Origin of the sequence: Nitratireductor sp., from assembly GCF_017794765.1 — a bacterium.
In the GTDB taxonomy this organism is placed as follows: domain Bacteria; phylum Pseudomonadota; class Alphaproteobacteria; order Rhizobiales; family Rhizobiaceae; genus Nitratireductor.
In genome coordinates this window covers 2,656,493-2,679,255 of record NZ_CP051236.1, presented here as the reverse complement: position 1 = coordinate 2,679,255, position 22,763 = coordinate 2,656,493, and the positions used below count along the sequence as shown (strand labels likewise).

Annotated in this window: 20 protein-coding genes, 1 tRNA gene and 1 pseudogene; 21 read left to right on the top strand and 1 reads right to left on the bottom strand. The window is 59.5% G+C overall.

Annotation, left to right across the window (positions count from 1 at the left end; all coding sequences use genetic code 11):
* The 11 genes and pseudogenes from HF949_RS12735 to HF949_RS12685 form a co-directional block, all read left to right on the top strand.
* Nucleotides 1-97, top strand: a pseudogene (locus HF949_RS12735) (EF-Tu/IF-2/RF-3 family GTPase); the annotation flags it as partial.
* A 663-nt stretch (nucleotides 98-760) separates the two neighbouring features.
* Nucleotides 761-836, top strand: a tRNA-Trp gene (locus HF949_RS12730).
* A gap of 301 nt (nucleotides 837-1,137) precedes the next feature.
* The gene (secE, locus tag HF949_RS12725; protein WP_007010606.1) at nucleotides 1,138-1,341 is read left to right on the top strand and encodes a preprotein translocase subunit SecE; all 204 of its coding nucleotides are present in this window, start codon (nucleotides 1,138-1,140) and stop codon (nucleotides 1,339-1,341) included.
* 29 nt (nucleotides 1,342-1,370) lie between these two features.
* Entirely contained in the window at nucleotides 1,371-1,898 is a 528-nt protein-coding gene (gene nusG / locus HF949_RS12720) for a transcription termination/antitermination protein NusG (RefSeq protein WP_229450902.1), read from the top strand.
* Nucleotides 1,899-2,035: 137 nt separating this feature from the next.
* Complete coding sequence (gene rplK / locus HF949_RS12715; protein ID WP_065815247.1) at nucleotides 2,036-2,464, top strand: 50S ribosomal protein L11; 429 nt, start codon at nucleotides 2,036-2,038, stop codon at nucleotides 2,462-2,464.
* 4 nt (nucleotides 2,465-2,468) lie between these two features.
* Entirely contained in the window at nucleotides 2,469-3,173 is a 705-nt protein-coding gene (gene rplA / locus HF949_RS12710; RefSeq protein WP_292895785.1) for a 50S ribosomal protein L1, read from the top strand.
* 343 nt (nucleotides 3,174-3,516) lie between these two features.
* Complete coding sequence (gene rplJ / locus HF949_RS12705) at nucleotides 3,517-4,035, top strand: 50S ribosomal protein L10 (protein ID WP_292895783.1); 519 nt, start codon at nucleotides 3,517-3,519, stop codon at nucleotides 4,033-4,035.
* Between the two features lie 51 nt (nucleotides 4,036-4,086).
* On the top strand, nucleotides 4,087-4,464 hold the full coding sequence (gene rplL, locus HF949_RS12700; protein WP_229450906.1) for a 50S ribosomal protein L7/L12: 378 nt from the start codon (nucleotides 4,087-4,089) through the stop codon (nucleotides 4,462-4,464).
* A gap of 181 nt (nucleotides 4,465-4,645) precedes the next feature.
* On the top strand, nucleotides 4,646-8,785 hold the full coding sequence (gene rpoB, locus HF949_RS12695; protein ID WP_292895781.1) for a DNA-directed RNA polymerase subunit beta: 4,140 nt from the start codon (nucleotides 4,646-4,648) through the stop codon (nucleotides 8,783-8,785).
* A 151-nt stretch (nucleotides 8,786-8,936) separates the two neighbouring features.
* Nucleotides 8,937-13,136 (top strand): DNA-directed RNA polymerase subunit beta', encoded by a 4,200-nt coding sequence (rpoC, locus tag HF949_RS12690; protein ID WP_292895780.1) that lies wholly within the window; start codon nucleotides 8,937-8,939, stop codon nucleotides 13,134-13,136.
* Nucleotides 13,137-13,283: 147 nt separating this feature from the next.
* Nucleotides 13,284-14,381 carry an esterase-like activity of phytase family protein gene (locus HF949_RS12685; protein WP_292895778.1) on the top strand — a complete coding sequence of 366 codons (1,098 nt, stop codon included), beginning with the start codon at nucleotides 13,284-13,286 and terminating at the stop codon, nucleotides 14,379-14,381.
* Nucleotides 14,382-14,503: 122 nt separating this feature from the next.
* On the opposite strand, the gene HF949_RS12680 is transcribed toward HF949_RS12685, so the two are convergent.
* Nucleotides 14,504-14,785 carry a transcriptional regulator gene (locus HF949_RS12680; protein WP_292895776.1) on the bottom strand — a complete coding sequence of 94 codons (282 nt, stop codon included), beginning with the start codon at nucleotides 14,783-14,785 and terminating at the stop codon, nucleotides 14,504-14,506.
* A gap of 464 nt (nucleotides 14,786-15,249) precedes the next feature.
* Between HF949_RS12680 and rpsL the strand changes: the two genes are divergently transcribed.
* From rpsL to rpsS, 10 genes are all read left to right on the top strand, one after another.
* A complete protein-coding gene (rpsL, locus tag HF949_RS12675) occupies nucleotides 15,250-15,621 on the top strand; it encodes a 30S ribosomal protein S12 (protein ID WP_292895774.1) in 372 nt (123 codons plus the stop codon).
* 60 nt (nucleotides 15,622-15,681) lie between these two features.
* Nucleotides 15,682-16,152, top strand: coding sequence for a 30S ribosomal protein S7 (gene rpsG / locus HF949_RS12670; protein WP_229450910.1), 471 nt, complete (start codon nucleotides 15,682-15,684; stop codon nucleotides 16,150-16,152).
* Between the two features lie 27 nt (nucleotides 16,153-16,179).
* Nucleotides 16,180-18,270: an elongation factor G gene (gene fusA, locus HF949_RS12665; RefSeq protein ID WP_292895769.1), complete on the top strand. Its 2,091-nt coding sequence runs from the start codon at nucleotides 16,180-16,182 to the stop codon at nucleotides 18,268-18,270.
* Between the two features lie 75 nt (nucleotides 18,271-18,345).
* On the top strand, nucleotides 18,346-19,521 hold the full coding sequence (tuf, locus tag HF949_RS12660; RefSeq protein WP_292895767.1) for an elongation factor Tu: 1,176 nt from the start codon (nucleotides 18,346-18,348) through the stop codon (nucleotides 19,519-19,521).
* A gap of 61 nt (nucleotides 19,522-19,582) precedes the next feature.
* Nucleotides 19,583-19,891 (top strand): 30S ribosomal protein S10, encoded by a 309-nt coding sequence (gene rpsJ / locus HF949_RS12655; protein ID WP_007009511.1) that lies wholly within the window; start codon nucleotides 19,583-19,585, stop codon nucleotides 19,889-19,891.
* A gap of 84 nt (nucleotides 19,892-19,975) precedes the next feature.
* Complete coding sequence (gene rplC / locus HF949_RS12650; protein ID WP_007009512.1) at nucleotides 19,976-20,698, top strand: 50S ribosomal protein L3; 723 nt, start codon at nucleotides 19,976-19,978, stop codon at nucleotides 20,696-20,698.
* Complete coding sequence (gene rplD, locus HF949_RS12645) at nucleotides 20,698-21,318, top strand: 50S ribosomal protein L4 (protein WP_292895764.1); 621 nt, start codon at nucleotides 20,698-20,700, stop codon at nucleotides 21,316-21,318. The genes rplC and rplD overlap by 1 nt, the downstream gene beginning before the upstream one ends.
* Entirely contained in the window at nucleotides 21,315-21,608 is a 294-nt protein-coding gene (locus tag HF949_RS12640; protein WP_007009515.1) for a 50S ribosomal protein L23, read from the top strand. Before rplD ends, HF949_RS12640 begins: the two co-directional genes overlap by 4 nt.
* Before the next feature lie 21 nt (nucleotides 21,609-21,629).
* Nucleotides 21,630-22,466: a 50S ribosomal protein L2 gene (rplB, locus tag HF949_RS12635; RefSeq protein ID WP_292895762.1), complete on the top strand. Its 837-nt coding sequence runs from the start codon at nucleotides 21,630-21,632 to the stop codon at nucleotides 22,464-22,466.
* Between the two features lie 16 nt (nucleotides 22,467-22,482).
* The gene (rpsS, locus tag HF949_RS12630; RefSeq protein WP_009452531.1) at nucleotides 22,483-22,761 is read left to right on the top strand and encodes a 30S ribosomal protein S19; all 279 of its coding nucleotides are present in this window, start codon (nucleotides 22,483-22,485) and stop codon (nucleotides 22,759-22,761) included.
* Nucleotides 22,762-22,763: the final 2 nt, after the last annotated feature.

The following is a 22,763-nucleotide window of genomic DNA, read 5'->3' as shown; positions in this document are numbered from 1 at the left end:
GATCGTGCCGATCGCCATGGAAGAGAAGCTGCGCTTCGCTATCCGTGAAGGCGGCCGCACCGTCGGTGCCGGCATCGTCGCATCGATCACTGAGTGATCGACGCGGCGTTGCCGAAAGCAACCGACGCGGATAATGCCAAAACGGGCGCAAGCGCGTTTTGGCGCGGTACCGGCATCGTCGCATCGATCACTGAGTGATCGGCGCGGCGTCGCCGAAAGCTACCGACGCTGCCAATGCCAAAACGGGCGCGAGCGCGTTTTAGCCCGGTGCCGGCATCGTCGCATCGATCACGGAGTGATCAGGCAGGAGCCATTGTCACAAATGACGATGGCGACACCTATGATTTTCAGGCGGGGCGCTGGATACAGCGCCCCGTTTTTTGTGCCTGAAGGGTGAGGGGACTGAAGGGTGAGGGACAATGGCGAGAGTGCTTCTTGGCCTGTTGATCGTTTTCGTGTTTGCGGGCCTGCCGCAGGTATCGGCGGCGCGAAACTGTCCCGGACGCCCGCCGTGCAAAGGGTGCGGCTGTAAGGGCGGTCCCGGATATCGCGCACCGGATGGGAAGTGCGTCAGTTTCAAAAATCTCCACCGCAAATGCGGCACGCCGCCTGAAAAACGCTGTATCTTTGAAAACGCCCCAGGCACGGGAGCGAACAAAAGCTGCGCGTTGAAAAGTCCGCGAAAAAAGTGAGGTTTTCGGCGAATGAAGGCAAACTACTTCTTGAACTGAAAATGCGTTTGGGCAATAAGGGCGCCGATAGGGGTATAGCTCAGTTGGTAGAGCGGCGGTCTCCAAAACCGCAGGTCGGGGGTTCGAGCCCCTCTGCCCCTGCCAGGACATCGCATTGAAGAACCGGACCGGATCGCCTTTTGGGCGGCTTGCAGCCACAATCTCCAGTGGGGGCTTGCAAGAATCGGACTTCGGTTCTATGTAGGTCAAACAGACACGCGGTGCGTGGAGCCGGGAAAGCGGCTTTACGCGCCTTTGTCGTATGGGTGGAATATGAGAATCGATTCGGTTTTTGTGTTTCTTCCGCGGCTTTTGGGGCGGCTTTGTCAGCCCCTTGCATCTCTCCCGATCCGATCGGGGACAATAAATAACCTGGCTTGCCAGGCTTCAGAACCAAGAGCGGCATATGGCGTCGAAAACCACGAATCCTTTCACGTTTCTTCAGCAGGTTCGGTCCGAAACCGCGAAAGTAACGTGGCCCTCGCGGCGTGAGACACTGATCTCTACAGTGATGGTCATCGCATTCGCCACACTGGCGGCGATTTTCTTCTTCGCTGCCGACCAGCTCATGGCCTACGGTATCGAGCTCATCCTTGGCATTGGCGCCTGACACTGGACGATTGACGGAGTGCGATTGAAATGACTGCGCGTTGGTACATCGTCCACGCCTATTCCAACTTTGAGAAGAAGGTTGCCGAATCCATTGAGGAGCAGGCCCGCCAGAAAGGGCTGACCGGCAAGATCGAGCAGGTTGTCGTTCCGACCGAGAAGGTGGTGGAAGTGCGCCGTGGCCGCAAGGTCGATGCCGAGCGCAAGTTTTTCCCCGGCTATGTTCTCGTCAAGGCGCAGCTCACCGATGCCGTCTTCTCGATGATCAAGAACACGCCGAAAGTGACCGGCTTTCTTGGCGATTCCAAGCCGGTGCCGATCACCGAGGCGGAGGCCGAGCGCATCCTGACCCAGGTTCAGGAGGGTGTTGAACGCCCCAAGCCCTCGGTCACCTTCGAAATCGGCGAGCAGGTGCGTGTGGCCGACGGCCCCTTTGCTTCGTTCAACGGTTCCGTTCAGGAAGTGGACGAGGAGCGCTCGCGACTCAAGGTCGAGGTTTCGATTTTTGGACGGGCCGTGCCCGTCGACCTGGAATTCGGTCAGGTCGAAAAGGGCTGACCGTGTTGCCCTTTGAGGGGCTTCGTCGGTGGAAGGGAAGGGTGGCTTAGCCGGCTGCTGATTTCCGGACCACCAAACTGCAGGTGCCGGCCGATCCTTTGCAGGATGGTCGGCGTGAACGACAAGGCAGATGAGATATGGCTAAGAAAGTTGCAGGCCTGCTCAAGCTTCAGGTTCCCGCGGGTTCGGCGACGCCGTCGCCCCCGATCGGTCCTGCGCTTGGTCAGCGTGGCATCAACATCATGGAGTTCTGCAAGGCATTCAATGCGCAGACCCAGGAGATGGAGAAGGGGTCGCCGATCCCGGTCGTCGTGACCTACTATCAGGACAAGTCTTTCACCTTCACGATGAAGACTCCGCCGGTGAGCTACTTCCTCAAGAAGGCGATCAACCTGAAGTCGGGTTCCAAGGAGCCGGGCAAGTCGGTTGCTGGCAAGATTTCGCGCGACAAGGTGCGTGAAATCGCAGAAGCCAAAATGAAAGACCTGAACGCGAACGACGTCGATGCGGCCATGCGCATGGTCGAGGGTTCCGCGCGTTCCATGGGCCTGGAAGTGGAGGGCTGACGATATGGCGACGAAACTTTCCAAGCGCATCGCAAAGGCGCGTGAAGGCATTGACCGTGACAAGGAATACGCTCTCGATGAGGCCGTTGCGCTTCTGAAGGACCGCGCAACCGCGAAGTTCGACGAGACCATCGAGATCGCGATGAACCTCGGCGTCGACCCGCGTCATGCGGACCAGATGGTTCGCGGCGTCGTCAATCTGCCGAACGGCACGGGCCGTACGGTTCGCGTTGCCGTGTTCGCCAAGGGCGACAAGGCAGATGAGGCCAAGGCTGCCGGTGCCGACATCGTCGGTGCCGAGGATCTGGTGGAGATCGTCCAGAAGGGCGAGATCGATTTCGATCGCTGTATCGCGACGCCGGACATGATGCCGCTGGTCGGTCGTCTCGGTAAGGTGCTCGGTCCGCGTGGCCTGATGCCGAACCCGAAGGTTGGCACCGTGACGCCGGACGTTACGGCTGCGGTCAAGGCTTCCAAGGGCGGCGCTGTCGAGTTCCGCGTCGAGAAGGCCGGTATCGTGCATGCTGGCGTCGGCAAGGCTTCTTTTGATGCCAAGGCCATCGCTGAGAATGTACGCGCTTTTGCGGATGCCGTGATCAAGGCGAAGCCGGCGGGTGCCAAGGGCAACTACCTGAAGAAGGTTGCCATCACCTCGACCATGGGCCCTGGCCTGCGCATTGATGTGGCGAGCCTGACGGCTGCGTCCTGATAAGATTTCGGGGAGGGCGCTCTGGCGCCTTCCCCAAGACTTTCCGCACCCTCGGGTGTGGAAGCCGGAAGGAAACTTCCGGAACATCCTGTCCGAGATTGCAGGCGGTTCGCCTTAATCCCTTTTCGGGGTCTGCATGAGACGGGTGGGACCGGAGACCGGGGCTTGCCCCGTTTGAAGGTTCGAACCGTGTTGGCCTTTTGTCCGATGCCGGAATTCCGGTTGGCGAAAGGGGACAGGATCCTCGAGCGTCGCTTGGGTGATCCGAGTTTGCGGATGCCCTGCGGCAAAAGGCAAACCGGCGGATGCGTCTTTCGGGACTTTCCGTCAAATGGAGAAGGCAGTGGACAGAGCGGAAAAACGCGAATTCGTCGCGGATCTGAATCAGGTGTTCAGCAACACCGGTTCGGTCGTCGTGGCCCACTATGCCGGTCTGACCGTCGCACAGATGAACGATCTTCGTTCGAAGATGCGCGGCGCAGGTGGCACAGTCAAGGTTGCGAAAAACCGTCTCGCCAAAATCGCCCTTCAGGGAACCCCGTCCGAAGGCATTCAGGCCCTTTTCGAAGGCCAGACCCTGATTGCCTATTCGGACGATCCGGTTGTCGCTCCTAGGGTCGCCAATGACTTCGCCAAGGGCAATGACAGGCTTGTCATTCTCGGCGGTGCCATGGGTGAGACCGCGCTCGACGCCGACGGTGTGAAGGCACTCGCCTCGCTGCCGTCGCTGGACGAGCTCAGGGCGAAGCTGGTCGGCATGATTTCGACGCCGGCTACCCGGATCGCACAGGTCGTCAACGCGCCCGCGGGTCAGCTCGCGCGCGTCTTCGGCGCCTATTCCAAGAAGGACGAGGCGGCGTGATGCCGGTCCTCAAGACCAACAACACAGTTCGAACACAAAAGGAAATGTACAATGGCTGATCTTGCTAAGATCGTTGAAGACCTGTCGAGCCTGACCGTCCTCGAGGCGGCTGAGCTTTCGAAGATGCTTGAAGAGAAGTGGGGCGTCTCCGCTGCTGCTCCGGTGGCTGTTGCCGCTGCTGCAGGCGGTGCTGCCGGTGGCGAAGCTGCCGAAGAGAAGACCGAATTCGACGTCGTTCTCGCCGATGCTGGCGCCCAGAAGATCAACGTCATCAAGGAAGTTCGCGGCATCACGGGTCTCGGCCTGAAGGAAGCCAAGGACCTCGTTGAGTCCGCTCCGAAGGCGATCAAGGAAGGCGTGTCCAAGGACGAAGCCGAGAAGATCAAAGAGCAGCTCGAAGGCGCTGGCGCCAAGGTTGAGCTGAAGTAATTCGGCGTCCGGCCCGCACGGATTTCCGATCTGTGCGGGCCGGAACACTGAAGACGGAATCCAAACCTCTTTCCTGTAGGCCGCAAGCGGCTTTCAGGAAACGGGTTTTTATCCGTTTGGATTGACCGCCGGAACGGCGGTTCACGTGGTGCATGCAAGCCAGGCAGGGCAAGGAGCGACGATGGCCGAGACCCAAACGTTTAATGGTCGCAGGCGGGTACGCAAGTTCTTCGGAAAGATTCCGGAAGTTGCGGAGATGCCGAACCTTATCGAGGTTCAGAAGGCATCCTATGACCAGTTCCTGATGGTCGAGGAGCCCGAGGGCGGGCGTCCTGACGAGGGGCTGCAGGCGGTGTTCAAGTCGGTTTTCCCGATTTCGGACTTCGCCGGAACGGCGATGCTTGAATTCGTGAAGTACGAATTCGAGGATCCCAAGTTCGATGTTGACGAGTGCCGGCAGCGCGATCTGACCTTCGCTGCGCCGCTCAAGGTGACGTTGCGCCTGATCGTCTTTGATGTCGATGAGGACACCGGCGCCAAGTCAATCAAGGACATCAAGGAGCAGGACGTCTATATGGGCGATATGCCGCTCATGACGTCCAATGGCACCTTTATCGTCAATGGCACCGAGCGCGTTATCGTCTCGCAGATGCACCGTTCGCCGGGTGTGTTCTTCGACCACGACAAAGGCAAGTCGCATTCGTCGGGCAAGCTTCTGTTTGCCGCGCGTGTGATCCCGTATCGCGGTTCCTGGCTCGACATCGAGTTTGATGCCAAGGACATTGTCCATGCGCGCATCGACCGCCGCCGCAAACTGCCAGCGACGTCGCTTCTGATGGCGCTTGGCATGGATGCTGAAGAGATCCTGTCCACCTTCTACGATCAGCTCACCTATGTGCGCGATGGTGACAATTGGCGTGTTCCCTACTCGGTTGATCGGTTCAAGGGTCTGAAAGCCACGACGGACCTGATCGACGCCGACAGCGGCGAGGTTGTCGTTGAGGCTGGCAAAAAGATCACGGCGCGTCAGGCAAAGCAGCTCGCCGAGAAGGGCCTGAAGGCCATTCGTGCGACGGAAGACGACCTGCTGGGCAATTATCTGGCGGAAGACATCGTCAATCCGGAAACGGGCGAGATTTTCCTCGAGGCCGGTGACGAGATCGATGAGAAGACGCTGAAGGTTCTGCTCGAGACGGGCGCGACCGAAGTGCATTTTCTCGACATCGACCACGTTAATGTTGGCGGCTACATCCGCAACACGCTTGCTGCCGACAAGAACGAGTCCCGCCAGGATGCGCTGTTCGACATCTATCGTGTCATGCGTCCGGGCGAGCCGCCCACGCTCGAAACGGCGGAAGCGATGTTCCATTCGCTGTTCTTCGATGCCGAGCGCTACGACCTTTCGGCCGTTGGCCGCGTCAAGATGAACATGCGTCTCGAACTGGACGCGGAAGACACCGTGCGCGTTCTGCGCAAGGAAGACATCGTTGCCGTGGTCAAGACGCTTGTCGAGCTGCGCGATGGCAAGGGCGAGATCGACGACATCGACAATCTCGGCAACCGTCGTGTGCGTTCCGTCGGCGAGCTGATGGAAAACCAGTACCGTGTCGGCCTCCTGCGCATGGAGCGTGCGATCAAGGAGCGTATGTCCTCGATCGAGATAGACACGGTGATGCCGCAGGACCTGATCAACGCCAAGCCGGCTGCTGCCGCCGTGCGCGAGTTCTTCGGTTCCTCGCAGCTCTCGCAGTTCATGGACCAGACCAACCCGCTGTCAGAGATCACCCACAAGCGTCGTCTTTCGGCACTTGGACCGGGCGGTCTGACGCGTGAGCGTGCTGGCTTTGAGGTGCGCGACGTGCACCCGACCCACTATGGCCGTATCTGCCCGATTGAGACGCCGGAAGGCCCGAATATCGGTCTGATCAACTCGCTCGCCACATTCGCCCGCGTCAACAAATACGGTTTCATCGAGAGCCCGTATCGCAAGATTGTCGACGGCAAGGTGACCCAGGACGTCGTCTACCTGTCCGCAATGGAAGAGGCCAAGCATTACGTTGCTCAGGCCAACGCTTCCATCGGCGAGGATGGCAGCTTCACGGATGAGTTCGTTATCTGCCGCCATGCCGGCGAAGTGATGATGGCACCGCGTGAGAATGTCGACCTGATGGACGTGTCGCCGAAGCAGCTTGTGTCGGTTGCGGCAGCACTCATCCCGTTCCTGGAAAACGACGACGCCAACCGCGCTCTCATGGGTTCGAACATGCAGCGTCAGGCCGTGCCTCTGGTGCGTGCCGAGGCGCCGTTCGTCGGCACCGGCATGGAGCCGATCGTTGCGCGCGATTCCGGCGCTGCGATTGCTGCCCGCCGGACCGGTGTCGTCGATCAGGTGGATGCGACCCGTATCGTTATCCGTGCGACGGAAGACGTGGACGCATCGCGTTCGGGCGTTGACATCTACCGCCTGATGAAGTTCCAGCGTTCGAACCAGAACACCTGCGTCAACCAGCGTCCGCTGGTGCGCGTGGGCGACCGGGTCAACAAGGGCGATATCATCGCGGACGGTCCTTCTACGGATCTGGGCGATCTCGCACTTGGCCGGAACGTGCTTGTCGCGTTCATGCCCTGGAACGGCTACAACTACGAGGATTCCATCCTCCTGTCCGAGCGTATCGTTCGCGATGACGTCTTCACTTCCATTCACATCGAGGAATTCGAGGTGATGGCGCGTGATACGAAGCTTGGACCGGAAGAAATCACGCGTGACATTCCGAACGTTTCGGAAGAAGCGCTGAAGAACCTCGACGAAGCCGGCATCACCTATATCGGTGCCGAAGTTCAGCCGGGCGACATTCTGGTTGGCAAGATCACACCGAAGGGCGAAAGCCCGATGACGCCGGAAGAAAAGCTATTGCGCGCCATCTTCGGTGAGAAGGCTTCGGATGTTCGCGACACGTCCATGCGCATGCCACCCGGCACGTACGGAACGGTCGTCGAGGTGCGCGTCTTCAACCGTCACGGCGTCGAGAAGGACGAGCGTGCGATGGCCATCGAGCGCGAGGAAATCGAACGCCTTGCCAAGGACCGCGACGACGAGCAGTCGATTCTGGATCGCAACGTCTATGCGCGTCTCGCCGAAATGCTCGAGGGCAAGCAGGCGATCGCTGGGCCGAAAGGCTTCAAGAAGGGGGCGACCCTTTCCGCCGACGTTCTGGACGAGTATCCGCGTTCGCAGTGGTGGCAGTTTGCTGTCGAGGACGAGAAGCTTCAGGAAGCTCTCGAAGCCATGCGTGCCCAGTATGACGAGTCGAAGAAGGCGCTTGAACAGCGCTTCATGGACAAGGTCGAAAAGGTGCAGCGCGGCGACGAGATGCCGCCCGGCGTCATGAAGATGGTCAAGGTCTTCGTTGCCGTGAAGCGCAAGATGCAGCCCGGCGACAAGATGGCTGGCCGTCACGGTAACAAGGGTGTGGTTTCGCGCATCGTGCCGGTCGAGGATATGCCGTTTCTTGAAGATGGCCAGCATGTGGATATCGTGCTCAACCCACTGGGTGTGCCGAGCCGCATGAACGTCGGCCAGATTCTGGAGACCCATCTGGGCTGGGCGTGTGCCGGCATGGGGCAGCAGATCGGAGATCTGATCGACAGTTATAAGGAGAGCGGAGACATCAAGCCGCTGCGCCAGACGATCGAGTCGATCATTCCGGACAACGACCGTAACGAGCCGGTACGTCAGTACGACGATGAGAGCATTGTTCGCCTTGGCGAGCAGATGCGTCGCGGCGTGTCCATCGCAACGCCTGTCTTCGACGGCGCGCATGAGGCTGACGTCAACATCATGCTGGAACAGGCAGGCATGCAGACGAGCGGGCAGGTGACACTTTACGACGGGCGTACGGGTGAGCCGTTCGATCGTCAGGTCACTGTCGGCTACATCTACATGCTGAAGCTGCACCACCTGGTGGACGACAAGATCCACGCCCGTTCGATTGGACCGTATTCGCTCGTGACCCAGCAGCCGCTGGGCGGTAAGGCGCAGTTCGGCGGACAGCGTTTCGGTGAGATGGAGGTCTGGGCGCTGGAAGCTTATGGCGCTGCCTACACGCTGCAGGAAATGCTGACCGTGAAGTCGGATGACGTGGCGGGCCGTACCAAGGTTTATGAAGCCATCGTGCGCGGCGACGATACGTTCGAGGCGGGCATTCCGGAGAGCTTCAATGTTCTCGTCAAGGAAATGCGCTCTCTTGGTCTCAATGTGGAGCTCGAAAACTCCCGCATTGACACCGGCGAGACAGAGCAACTGCCCGACGCTGCGGAATAAGCGTTATCGCGTGTCGCGGGGTACACTCTCGCGACACGCAATCGTCGTTCGCAAGGCAGCTTAGCGGCCAAGCATTTGAACCGGTGGGACACGCGGCGGCAGTATTCACCGAAGTTTAAAAGGGACAAGGCGTCCCGAAAAGGAGATCGGCATGAACCAAGAGGTCATGAATCTTTTCAACCCTCAGGCGCCGGCACAGACTTTCGACTCGATCAGGATTTCTCTGGCTAGCCCCGAGAAAATCCTGTCCTGGTCGTATGGCGAGATCAAAAAGCCCGAGACCATCAACTATCGTACGTTCAAGCCTGAGCGTGACGGTCTCTTCTGCGCGCGCATCTTCGGTCCCATCAAGGACTATGAGTGCCTCTGCGGCAAGTACAAGCGCATGAAGTACAAGGGCGTCATCTGCGAGAAGTGCGGCGTGGAAGTCACGCTGTCACGTGTTCGTCGCGAGCGTATGGGCCATATCGAGCTGGCAGCACCTGTCGCTCATATCTGGTTTCTGAAGTCGCTGCCTTCGCGCATCGGCACGCTGCTCGACATGACCCTTAAGGACATCGAGCGCGTTCTCTATTTCGAGAACTACATCGTGACCGAACCGGGGCTGACGGCGCTCAAGGAAAACCAGCTCCTTTCCGAAGAAGAGTATCTGATTGCGGTTGACGAGTATGGCGAGGACCAGTTCACCGCCATGATCGGTGCCGAGGCTATTCATCACCTTCTGGAATCGATGGACCTCGACAAGATCGCCGGTGATCTGCGTTCGGAGCTCGCATCCACGACATCCGAGCTGAAGCAGAAGAAGCTTCTGAAGCGTCTCAAGGTGGTCGAGAACTTCCTCGAGTCCGGCAATCGCCCTGAGTGGATGATCATGAAGATCGTCCCGGTCATCCCGCCGGATCTGCGTCCACTGGTGCCGCTGGATGGCGGTCGCTTTGCCACCTCCGATCTCAACGACCTTTACCGTCGTGTGATCAACCGAAACAACCGTCTGAAGCGCCTCATCGAACTGCGCGCACCGGGCATCATCATCCGCAACGAGAAGCGCATGCTTCAGGAGGCGGTCGATGCATTGTTCGACAATGGCCGCCGCGGGCGCGTTATCACCGGTGCCAACAAGCGTCCGCTGAAGTCGCTCTCCGACATGTTGAAGGGCAAGCAGGGCCGGTTCCGTCAGAACCTGCTCGGCAAGCGCGTCGATTACTCTGGCCGTTCGGTGATCGTGACCGGACCGGAGCTCAAGCTGCACCAGTGCGGTCTGCCGAAGAAGATGGCGCTTGAACTCTTCAAGCCGTTTATCTATGCGCGTCTTGATGCAAAAGGCTACTCGTCCACCGTCAAGCAGGCGAAGAAGCTGGTCGAGAAGGAAAAGCCGGAGGTGTGGGATATCCTCGATGAGGTTATCCGCGAGCATCCCGTTCTTCTGAACCGCGCGCCGACGCTGCACCGTCTGGGCATCCAGGCGTTCGAGCCCGTGCTGATCGAAGGCAAGGCGATCCAGCTTCACCCGCTGGTCTGCACGGCATTCAACGCCGACTTCGACGGTGATCAGATGGCTGTTCACGTGCCGCTTTCGCTGGAAGCCCAGCTTGAAGCGCGTGTGCTCATGATGTCGACCAACAACATCCTGCACCCGGCCTCCGGCGCACCGATCATCGTGCCGTCGCAGGACATGGTTCTCGGACTCTACTATCTGTCCATCATGAACCAGAACGAGCCGGGTGAGGGCATGGTCTTTGCCGACATGGGCGAACTGCACCATGCTCTGGAGAACAAGGTCGTCACGCTGCACACCAAGATCAAGGGGCGGTTTAAGACCGTCGATGCGGATGGCAATCCCGTCTCGCAGATCCATGAGACGACGCCCGGACGCATGATTGTTGGCGAGCTTCTGCCGAAGAACCACAACGTGCCCTTCGACATCTGCAATCAGGAACTGACCAAGAAGAACATCTCCAAGATGATCGACACGGTCTATCGTCACTGCGGTCAGAAAGAGACAGTCATCTTCTGTGACCGCGTGATGCAGCTCGGCTTTAGCCATGCCTGCCGCGCAGGTATCTCCTTCGGCAAGGACGACATGGTCATTCCGGACACCAAGGAAAAGCTGGTGGCCGAGACCGAGGCGCTCGCCAAGGAATATGAGCAGCAGTACAATGACGGCCTGATCACGCAGGGCGAGAAGTACAACAAGGTCGTCGACGCCTGGGCCAAGTGCTCGGAGAAGGTCGCCGACGAGATGATGAAGCGCATCAAGGCAGTCGAGTTCAATGAAGACGGCCGCCAGAAGCCGATGAATTCGGTTTACATGATGTCGCACTCCGGTGCCCGCGGTTCGCCGGCGCAGATGCGTCAGCTTGCCGGTATGCGTGGCCTCATGGCCCGACCGGATGGCTCCATCATCGAGACGCCGATCATCTCGAACTTCAAGGAAGGCCTGACCGTGATGGAGTACTTCAACTCCACCCACGGCGCCCGTAAGGGTCTGGCCGACACTGCCTTGAAGACAGCAAACTCGGGCTACCTGACTCGTCGTCTCGTCGATGTTGCACAGGACTGCATTGTCACCGTGCCTGATTGCGGCACCGAGAAGGGCCTGACCATGCAGCCCATCGTGGACGCAGGGCAGGTGGTTGCCTCCATCGGTCAGCGTGTGCTTGGCCGTACGGCTCTCGACGACATCATCAATCCGGCTACCGATGAAGTCATCGTTTCGGCAGGGCGCCTGATCGATGAACGCGATGTTGAAGCGATCGAGAAAGCGGGCATCCAGACGGTGCGTATCCGCTCCGCGCTTACCTGTGAGGTTCGCAGCGGCGTATGTGCGGTTTGTTATGGGCGCGATCTGGCGCGCGGCACGCCGGTCAACATCGGTGAGGCGGTCGGCGTTATTGCAGCCCAGTCCATCGGCGAACCGGGCACCCAGCTCACCATGCGTACCTTCCACATGGGCGGAACGGCGCAGGTGGTTGACCAGTCGTTCTTGGAGGCGTCCTTTGAGGGCACCGTCAAGATCCGCAACCGCAATGTGGTGCGCAACTCTGAAGGCGATCTCATCGTGATGGGCCGCAACATGGCGGTTCTGATCCTTGATGAGAACGGCGAGGAGCGTGCAAGCCACCGCCTTACCTACGGTTCGCGGCTCTTCATCGACGAGGGCGACAAGGTCAAGCGCGGTCAGCGCATCGCCGAGTGGGATCCTTACACCCGTCCGATGCTCACCGAAGTGGAAGGCACCGTGGCGTTCGAGGATCTGGTGGATGGCGTTTCCGTTCAGGAAACAGCCGATGAGTCGACCGGTATCACCAAGCGCGAGGTCATCGATTGGCGGTCGACGCCGCGCGGTGCGGACCTGAAGCCGGCGCTGACGGTGCTCGATTCCAAGGGCAAGGTGGCAAAGCTCGCCCGTGGTGGCGATGCACGCTTCCTTATGTCGGTTGAAACGGTTCTGTCCGTTGAGCCGGGCTCCAAGGTCAAGCCGGGCGACGTGATTGCCCGTATTCCGACCGAGAGCGCGCGCACCAAGGACATCACCGGTGGTCTGCCGCGTGTGGCAGAGCTGTTCGAGGCGCGTCGTCCGAAGGATCACGCCATCATTGCCGAGATCGATGGCACGATCCGTTTCGGCCGGGACTACAAGAACAAGCGCCGTATCGTCATCGAGCCGCATGACTCGACACTGGAGCCCGCGGAATATCTCATTCCCAAGGGCAAGCCGTTCCATCTCCAGGATGGTGACCAGATCGAAAAGGGCGATTTCATTCTCGACGGTAATCCGGCACCGCATGACATTCTGGCGATCAAGGGCGTGGAGGCTCTGGCTTCTTACCTGGTCAACGAAATCCAGGAGGTCTATCGTTTGCAGGGCGTGTTGATCAACGACAAGCACATCGAGGTGATCGTTCGCCAGATGCTGCAGAAGGTCGAGATTACGACACAGGGCGATTCGACCTATATTCCGGGCGACCATGTTGACTCGGTCGAGTTCGAGGAGATCAACGAGCGCCTGGTGGAAGAGGGCAAGAAGCCAGCCGAAGGTCAGCCGGTTCTGCTCGGCATCACCAAGGCATCTCTGCAGACGCCGTCCTTCATTTCCGCGGCCTCCTTCCAGGAGACCACCCGCGTGCTGACCGAGGCGGCTGTAGCCGGCAAGATCGACACGCTGCAGGGCCTGAAGGAAAACGTCATCGTGGGTCGCCTTATCCCGGCCGGTACGGGTGGCGCCATGAGCCAGGTTCGCCGCATCGCACGTTCGCGCGACGATCTGATCCTGGACGAGCGACGCAAGAGCTCCGGTGCCGAAATAGCCGATCCTATGATCGCCGACATGACGACGAGCCCCGCCGAGTAATCGGCAGCGCTCATCTCAAAAATGCAAAGCCGGGCCCTGTGCCCGGCTTTTCTTTGGTCGATCCACCGGCGTTGTCGCGTGCCTGTTACCCAACCGGATCATGAGACCCCCGGGCGCCCCTTTCGCCCGGTTTATGGAGAAGATCTCATGTGCAGGAAGCTAGTTTTCGCTGCAACAATGTCCATTTTGGCGCAGTCTCTCGCCCACGCAGACGCCGTGATAAAGCCAGCCTTTCTCGGCGAAATCGTCCTTCCCAGCGGCCTCATGATTTCCGGCATCGAATTCGGTGGCATATCGGGTCTCGATTACGATGCGGAGACGGAGGTGTTTTATGCGATTTCTGATGACCGGTCGGAGAAAGCACCGGCGCGTTTCTATCGGCTGAAGCTTCTGATCGAGGAAGACGGCGTGAAGGGGGCGGACATTATCTCGAGCCATGTGCTCCAGGGAGAGGATGGCGCGCCGTTCGCACCCAAGACCATCGATCCGGAAGCGATCCGCTTCGACGGTACGCGGCAGAGCGTGTTCTGGTCGAGCGAGCGCGACGCCGCGGGCAATCCGGCGCTCTACGAAGCCAGAGCGGACGGCGCGTTCAAGCGCAGCTTTACGATCCCTGGAGCATACCTGCCGGATGCTGCCGGTGAACGCGGCATCCGCAACAATCTGGCATTTGAAGGGCTGGCGCTTTCCGTCGACGGAAAGACTGCCTGGGTGGCGACCGAAAATGCGCTTGCACAGGACGGGCCAAAGGCGACGCCTGAAGCGGGAAGCCTGTCGCGCATCCTGGGTTTTGACGTGGAAAGCGGGGAACCGGTCGCCGAGTATGTCTACGAAACCGGCCCGATCCACCGGAAGTCGGACACGGAGCCCTACTACAACGACAACGGCCTGACGGAGATCCTGGAGATCGACGCCGGCCGGTTTCTTGCGGTCGAGCGTTCCTTTGCGCTGGGGGCAGGTAACGAAATCAATCTTTATCTTGTGGAGACGGCGGGTGCGAGCGACATTCTCGGCGCAGAAAGAATTGCCGACCTTGATGTTGACGTTGCGACACTCAGGAAGACGCATGTCCTGACGATCGGCGAAGGGGATTTCGGTCTCGACGTGGACAATATCGAAGCGATCACCGAGGGGCCGGAGGTTGGCGGCAAACAGACCCTCGTGATGGCCTCCGACAACAACTTCAATCCCAACGGACAGTTCACGCAGTTTGTCGTGTTTACGCTGGAGCCGGGGCTAAACTGAAATAAAGCTTTGCCTGCCGAAAAGGCCCGGGCATGAGCCGGGCCTTTTCGGGTGCTGCTTCAACGCGGCAACTGCTTTCCTACGCCTTTGGCTGTCATGCGATCACACCCGACTGCAAGCACCTAAATTGGTTCGTCAAACGTAACGATCGCGATTTCGCCTTCAAGCGCCCCCTGCCAGGCTGAGAGATGTGGCTCCTCGTCGGGCTCGCCTTCCATGTCACCGATGCGATCAAGCTCAGCTTCCGCATAGCCTTCGCGAGCGAGGGCTTCCAGCGCGAGTCGCACCGCGGTATCGTCATCGGGAGCAAGCAGCATGATGTGAACGCCTTCGCTTTCCTCGCCCTTCTCGCGCCAGACACGACCGGTGATGATGGTGACTGCCCGCTCTTCAGATTCGTCCATAGTCTTTCCTGATTCTTGCAGGGCAGCGTGGGCCCCGGTTGCGAGCCTGTTTTTCGCACGGAGCCTGTTAGAATGACAGAGGCATGGTGTGGTTTCGCTTCGAAAACCGGCCTGATGGAGCAATAATCTGTCGTCGTGACAAGCAAGTGCTTCAATGCACGTCTGTGCGCCAGATATTTGGGCGGGTGGGGTTGACGGTTAACCGACATGCGAGTAATACCCGCTTCGTCCGAGCCGATGTGAGGCTTTTTCTTTCGGGGCGACGCGCCCTGGATCAGGTCTCAAACAGGGTTCGTTTTTGCGAGCGACAGAATTTGCGGCGCATGAAGCGGAAACGCTTCCTCTGCTGTATGTCCGGGCAAGACCGTTGATGCGGTTTGCAGCCCGGATTTATGCATGAACGCAGACTGTTCTTGAAGCGGCCCTCGGGCTTGAGACACGGAATTGTAACAAGGGAAGGTTTGATGCCTACCGTTAACCAGTTGATCCGCAAGCCGCGCGTTGCGCCGGTTAAGCGCAATAAGGTTCCGGCCATGCAGGCCAACCCGCAGAAGCGGGGCGTTTGTACGCGCGTTTACACAACGACGCCGAAGAAGCCGAACTCGGCTATGCGTAAGGTGGCAAAGATCCGCCTCGCCAACGGGTTTGAGGTCATCGGTTATATCCCGGGTGAGGGGCATAATCTTCAGGAGCACTCCGTGGTGATGATCCGCGGCGGCCGTGTGAAGGACCTTCCGGGTGTGCGCTACCACATTATCCGTGGTGTGCTCGACACGCAGGGTGTCAAGAACCGCAAGCAGCGTCGTTCCAAATACGGCGCCAAGCGTCCGAAGTAGGTTTCCCGGCTTCGGCGCTTTGTTTTTGAGCCGGGCCTTCGAAGGTAAGAGACGAAAAACATGTCCCGACGCCATCGCGCAGAAAAGCGAGAGATCAACCCCGATCCGAAATTCGGTGACACGGTTGTTACGAAATTCATGAATGCCATCATGCTTGATGGTAAAAAATCCGCTGCCGAGCGTATCGTTTACGGTGCATTCGAGCAGGTGGAAGAGAAGCTGAAGCAGGAGCCTGTGGGTGTGTTCCACCAGGCGCTGGAGAATGTTGCTCCGCACGTTGAGGTTCGCTCGCGCCGTGTTGGTGGTGCGACCTACCAGGTGCCGGTCGATGTTCGTCCCGAGCGTCGTCAGGCGCTGGCCATCCGCTGGCTGATTTCTGCGGCACGCAAGCGCAACGAGACGACCATGGTCGATCGCCTTTCCGGCGAGTTGCTCGATGCAGCCAACAATCGCGGCACTGCCGTCAAGAAGCGCGAAGACACGCACAAGATGGCTGAAGCCAACCGCGCGTTCTCGCACTACCGCTGGTAGCCTTACGGATCGAAGAGGTACACGACGATGTCCCGCGAATATAAGCTCGAAGACTACCGCAACTTCGGTATCATGGCGCATATCGACGCCGGCAAGACGACGACGACCGAGCGCATTCTTTTCTACACCGGCAAGTCTCACAAGATCGGCGAAGTGCATGACGGCGCTGCGACGATGGACTGGATGGAGCAGGAGCAGGAGCGCGGGATTACGATCACGTCTGCTGCCACGACCACCTTCTGGGAAGGCCGTGACGGCAAGAAGCGCCGCTTCAATATCATCGACACGCCCGGGCACGTCGACTTCACCATTGAGGTTGAGCGTTCGCTGCGCGTTCTCGACGGCGCCGTTGCGCTGCTCGATGCAAATGCCGGTGTGGAGCCGCAGACGGAAACCGTTTGGCGTCAGGCTGACAAGTATCGCGTGCCGCGCATGATCTTCTGTAACAAGATGGACAAGATCGGCGCCGACTTCTACCGTTCGGCGGAGATGGTCAAGACCCGTCTTGGTGCGCAGGCTGTCGTGATGCAGCTCCCGATTGGCGCCGAGAACGATTTTGCCGGTGTCGTGGACCTCATCGAGATGAAGGCGCTTGTCTGGCAGTCCGAAAACCTCGGCGCTGCCTGGGACGTGGTCGACATTCCTGCCGATCTTCAGGAGAAGGCGGAGGAGTATCGCGAGGCTCTCATCGAGGCGGCTGTCGAGATGGACGAAGCCGCGATGGAGCGTTACCTCGAAGGCGAGATGCCGTCGAATGACGAGATCCGCAAGCTGATCCGCAAGGGCACGATCGAGGTCAAGTTCTTCCCGATGTTCTGTGGCTCTGCCTTCAAGAACAAGGGTGTGCAGCCGCTGCTCGACGCCGTCGTCGACTTCCTGCCGTCTCCGATGGACGTACCGTCGATCAAGGGCATCGACCCCAAGACCGAAGCAGAGATTGCTCGCAAGTCGTCTGACGAAGAGCCTGTCTCCATGCTGGCCTTCAAGATCATGAACGATCCGTTCGTCGGTTCGCTTACCTTCTGCCGCATCTATTCGGGTGTGCTGAACAAGGGTGCGTCACTCGCCAACACGGTGAAGGACAAGCGCGAGCGTATTGGCCGTATGCTGCAGATGCATTCCAATTCGCGTTCCGATCTGGAAGTGGCTTATGCCGGCGACATCGTTGCTCTGGCTGGCCTCAAGGAGACCACGACGGGTGACACGCTTTGCGACCCGACCAAGCCGGTCATTCTTGAGCGCATGGAGTTCCCGGATCCGGTGATCCAGATCGCCATCGAGCCGAAGACCAAGGGCGACCAGGAAAAGATGGGCCTCGCGCTCAATCGTCTGGCAGCCGAGGATCCGTCCTTCCGCGTCAAGTCCGACGAGGAATCCGGTCAGACCATTATCGCCGGCATGGGCGAGCTTCACCTCGACATCATCGTCGACCGCCTGAAGCGTGAATTCAAGGTTGAGGCCAATGTGGGCGCTCCGCAGGTTGCATACCGCGAGACGATCACCCGCGAAGCCGAAATCGACTACACGCACAAGAAGCAGTCCGGTGGTTCGGGTCAGTTCGCCCGCGTCAAGATCGTGTTCGCGCCGAACACCGAGAGCGAGGAATTCGAGTTCGAATCCAAGATCGTCGGCGGTTCGGTCCCGAAGGAATACATTCCCGGCGTCCAGAAGGGCATCGAGAGCGTTCTTTCTTCCGGTCCGGTTGCAGGCTTCCCGATGCTCGGCGTGAAAGCCACGCTGATCGATGGTGCCTATCACGACGTTGACTCCTCGGTTCTCGCCTTCGAAATCGCCGCTCGCGCGGCATTCCGTGAAGGCGCCCAGAAAGCTGGCGCTCAGCTGCTCGAGCCGATCATGAAGGTCGAAGTCGTGACGCCGGAAGAGTATGTGGGCAGCATCATTGGTGACCTGAACGGGCGTCGTGGCCAGATTCAGGGTCAGGAAGCACGCGGTATCGCCACGGTTATCAACGCCATGGTGCCGCTGGCCAACATGTTCAAATACGTCGATACGCTGCGTTCGATGTCTCAGGGCCGCGCCCAGTACACGATGCAGTTCGATCACTACGAGCCGGTTCCCAGCGCGGTGGCGCAGGAGATCCAGAAGAAATACGCGTAATCCGCTCAGACACGTTCGTTACGGATTATCGACAGTTGAAAGAGCCCGAACGGGCACAAGGAATGGAGAGCTCACATGGCCAAAGGTAAATTTGAGCGTACGAAGCCGCATGTGAACATCGGCACGATTGGTCACGTTGACCACGGCAAGACGTCATTGACGGCAGCGATCACGAAGTATTTCGGCGAGTTCCGCGCCTATGACCAGATTGATGGCGCACCGGAAGAGAAGGCGCGCGGGATCACGATTTCGACGGCGCATGTGGAGTATGAGACGGATGCGCGTCACTACGCGCACGTGGACTGCCCCGGCCACGCCGACTATGTGAAGAACATGATCACGGGTGCGGCWCAGATGGACGGCGCGATCCTGGTTGTTTCGGCAGCCGATGGCCCGATGCCGCAGACGCGCGAGCACATTCTTCTTGCCCGCCAGGTTGGCGTTCCGGCGATCGTGGTTTTCCTGAACAAGGTGGACCAGGTTGACGATGAGGAGCTTCTGGAGCTTGTTGAGCTCGAGGTTCGCGAGCTTCTTTCGTCCTACGACTTCCCGGGCGACGACATTCCGATCGTGAAGGGTTCGGCGCTTGCTGCTCTTGAAGACTCCAACAAGGAGATCGGCGAGGACGCGATCCGCAAGCTGATGGCCGAGGTTGACGCCTACATTCCGACGCCCGAGCGTCCGGTTGACCAGCCGTTCCTGATGCCGATCGAGGACGTGTTCTCGATTTCGGGCCGCGGCACGGTTGTGACGGGTCGCGTCGAGCGCGGCATCATCAAGGTTGGTGAGGAAATCGAGATCGTCGGCATCCGTCCGACGACGAAGACGACCTGCACGGGCGTTGAGATGTTCCGCAAGCTTCTCGACCAGGGTCAGGCCGGCGACAACATCGGTGCGCTTCTGCGCGGTGTCGAGCGTGAGGGYGTTGAGCGCGGTCAGGTTCTGGCCAAGCCCGGTTCGGTGACGCCGCACACGAAGTTCAAGGCAGAAGCCTACATYCTGACGAAGGAAGAGGGCGGCCGTCATACGCCGTTCTTCACGAACTACCGCCCGCAGTTCTACTTCCGTACGACGGACGTGACGGGCATCGTTCACCTTCCGGAAGGCACGGAAATGGTGATGCCGGGCGACAATGTGACGGTCGACGTCGAGCTGATCGTGCCGATCGCCATGGAAGAGAAGCTGCGCTTCGCTATCCGTGAAGGCGGCCGCACCGTCGGTGCCGGCATCGTCGCATCGATCACTGAGTAAGAACGGCAACCTTCCGGCGCGGCGCGGTTACCCGCGTCGCAGCGGAACAAGGAAGTGACACATGAACGGACAGAATATCCGTATCCGCCTCAAGGCGTTTGATCATCGCGTTCTTGATGCCTCGACGCGGGAAATCGTGTCTACGGCAAAACGCACGGGCGCGAACGTGCGCGGCCCGGTGCCGCTGCCCACGCGCATCGAGAAGTTTACTGTTAACCGGTCTCCTCATATCGACAAGAAGAGCCGCGAGCAGTTCGAGATGCGCACCCACAAGCGGCTGCTCGATATTGTCGATCCGACGCCGCAGACGGTCGACGCGCTGATGAAGCTCGACCTCGCTGCTGGTGTGGATGTCGAGATCAAGCTCTAGGGCGCAAGACAAAAAGTCAGGAACCCGAGCCTCTGACCGTGAAAGCGGGTGAGGGGCTGGGAACCCCGAAAGGAAATCGAACCGATGCGTTCAGGTGTTATCGCACAAAAGATCGGTATGACACGCGTCTACAACGAAGCGGGCGAGCATGTGCCCGTGACGGTTCTGCGCATGGAGAACTGTCAGGTCGTTGCGCAGCGTACCGAGGAGAAGAACGGCTACACGGCTGTTCAGCTTGGCGTTGGACTGGCCAAGGTGAAGAACACGTCGAAAGCGTTGCGCGGCCATTTCGCGACCGCTTCCGTCGAGCCGAAGGCCAAGGTGGCCGAATTTCGTGTGTCGCCCGACAACCTTCTGGATGTCGGCGCAGAGATCACGGTCGAGCATTTCGTCCCCGGCCAGAAGGTCGATGTGACGGGCACCTCGATCGGTAAGGGCTTCCAGGGTGTCATGAAGCGTCACAATTTCGGTGGCGGCCGTGCAACCCATGGTAACTCGGTCTCGCACCGCTCGCATGGTTCAACCGGTCAGCGCCAGGATCCCGGCAAGGTGTTCAAGGGCAAGAAGATGGCCGGACACATGGGCGCGCACCGCGTGACCACGCAGAACCTGGAAATCGTGTCCACGGATACCGAGCGCGGTCTTATCCTCGTTCGCGGTGCCGTTCCCGGTTCCAAGGGCGCCTGGATTACAGTGCGCGACGCCGTCAAGGCTCCGCTGCCAGACAACGTGCCGATGCCGGCCGCTATCCGTAGCAATGGCGCTGCAAAGGCTGAAGAAGCTGCCGCCACTGAGGGGGCTGAATAATGGACATTAAAGTTACGACCCTCGCAGGCAAGGATGCCGGGAAGCTGAAGATCTCCGACGAGATTTTCGGACTTGATCCCCGCGAAGATATCCTGCACCGCGTCGTGCGCTGGCAGCTCGCCAAGAAGCAGCAGGGCACGCACAAGACCAAGGGACGCTCCGAGATTGCGCGTACCGGTGCAAAGATGTACCGCCAGAAAGGTACGGGCCGCGCCCGTCACTCGTCGGCTCGTGTACCGCAGTTCCGCGGCGGTGGCCGTGCTCATGGCCCGGTCGTTCGCGACCATAGCCACGATCTTCCCAAGAAGGTCCGTGCGCTCGGTCTGAAGCACGCTCTGTCGGCCAAGGTGAAGGACTCCAGCCTTATCATTATCGATGATCTGGCCCTCGCTGACGGCAAGACGAAGTCCCTGGTGGAGAGCTTCGCCAAGCTCGGCCTGAGCAACGCTCTGCTGATCGGCGGCGCGGAAGTCGATGCCGGCTTCAAGCGTGCTGCTCAAAACATCGCCAACATCGACGTTCTGCCGGTGCAGGGCATCAATGTTTACGACATTCTGCGCCGCGGCACGCTGGTCCTTTCCAAGGCCGCCGTCGAGGCCCTTGAGGAGCGTTTCAAATGACGGAGCTTCGCCACTATGACGTGATCGTCAGCCCGGCGATCACCGAGAAATCGACAATGGCGTCGGAAAACAACCAGGTGGTCTTCAATGTGGACCGCAAGGCGACGAAGCCGGAAATCAAGGCTGCTGTCGAGGCGCTCTTCGGCGTCAAGGTGACCGGTGTCAACACGCTTGTTCGCAAGGGCAAGGTGAAGCGTTTTCGCGGAACGATTGGCCGCCAGAGCGACGTGAAGAAAGCGATCGTCACGCTGGCCGAAGGTCATTCCATCGACATCGCGACTGGCCTCTAATCGGGCGGCGAGGAAGAGACAATGGCACTGAAGAAGTTTAAACCGGTAACCCCAGGCCAGCGCCAGCTGGTCATCGTTGACCGCTCCGGCCTTCACAAGGGCAAGCCCGTGAAGGGCCTGACCCAGGGTCTGACGGGCAAGGGCGGCCGCAACAACACGGGTCGCATCACCGCTCGTTTCCAGGGCGGCGGTCACAAGCGCACTTATCGTCTGATCGACTTCAAGCGTCGTAAGCTTGATATCTCGGCGACGGTGGAGCGTATCGAGTACGATCCGAACCGTACCGCGTTCATCGCGCTGGTGCGTTACGAAGATGGCGAGCTGTCTTATATTCTGGCTCCGCAGCGCCTGGCTGCCGGCGACAAGATCATCGCCAGCGACAAGGCGGTCGACGTAAAGCCGGGCAATGCGATGCCTCTTTCGGCAATGCCGATCGGCACGATCGTGCACAACGTCGAGATGAAGCCCGAAAAGGGCGGACAGATTGCACGCTCTGCCGGCGCTTATGTTCAGCTCGTCGGTCGTGATCAGGGCATGGCGATCCTTCGCCTTAATTCGGGCGAACAACGCCTGGTCTCTGGTCGCTGCTTTGCAACCGTCGGCGCCGTGTCCAACCCGGACCATGGCAATGTCAGCCTGGGCAAGGCCGGTCGTAAGCGCTGGATGGGCAAACGCCCGCACAACCGCGGTGTCGTCATGAACCCGGTCGATCACCCCCATGGTGGTGGTGAGGGCCGTACCTCCGGTGGCCGTCACCCTGTGTCGCCCTGGGGCAAACCCACAAAGGGCATGAAGACCCGGTCGAACAAGTCGACCGACAAGTTCATCATGCGCTCGCGCCACAAGCGCAAGAGCTAAGGAAAGGTAGCGGCAAGTGTCCCGTTCAGTCTGGAAAGGCCCCTTCGTCGACGGCTATCTTCTGAAGAAGGCCGAGAAGGTGCGCGATAGCGGCCGTAACGAGGTCATCAAGATGTGGAGCCGTCGCTCCACCATTCTGCCCCAGTTCGTGGGTTTGACCTTCGGTGTTTACAACGGCCAGAAACACATTCCCGTTTCCGTCTCCGAGGAGATGGTCGGTCACAAGTTTGGTGAATTTGCTCCGACCCGCACCTATTACGGCCATGGGGCGGACAAGAAGGCAAAGAGGAAATAACA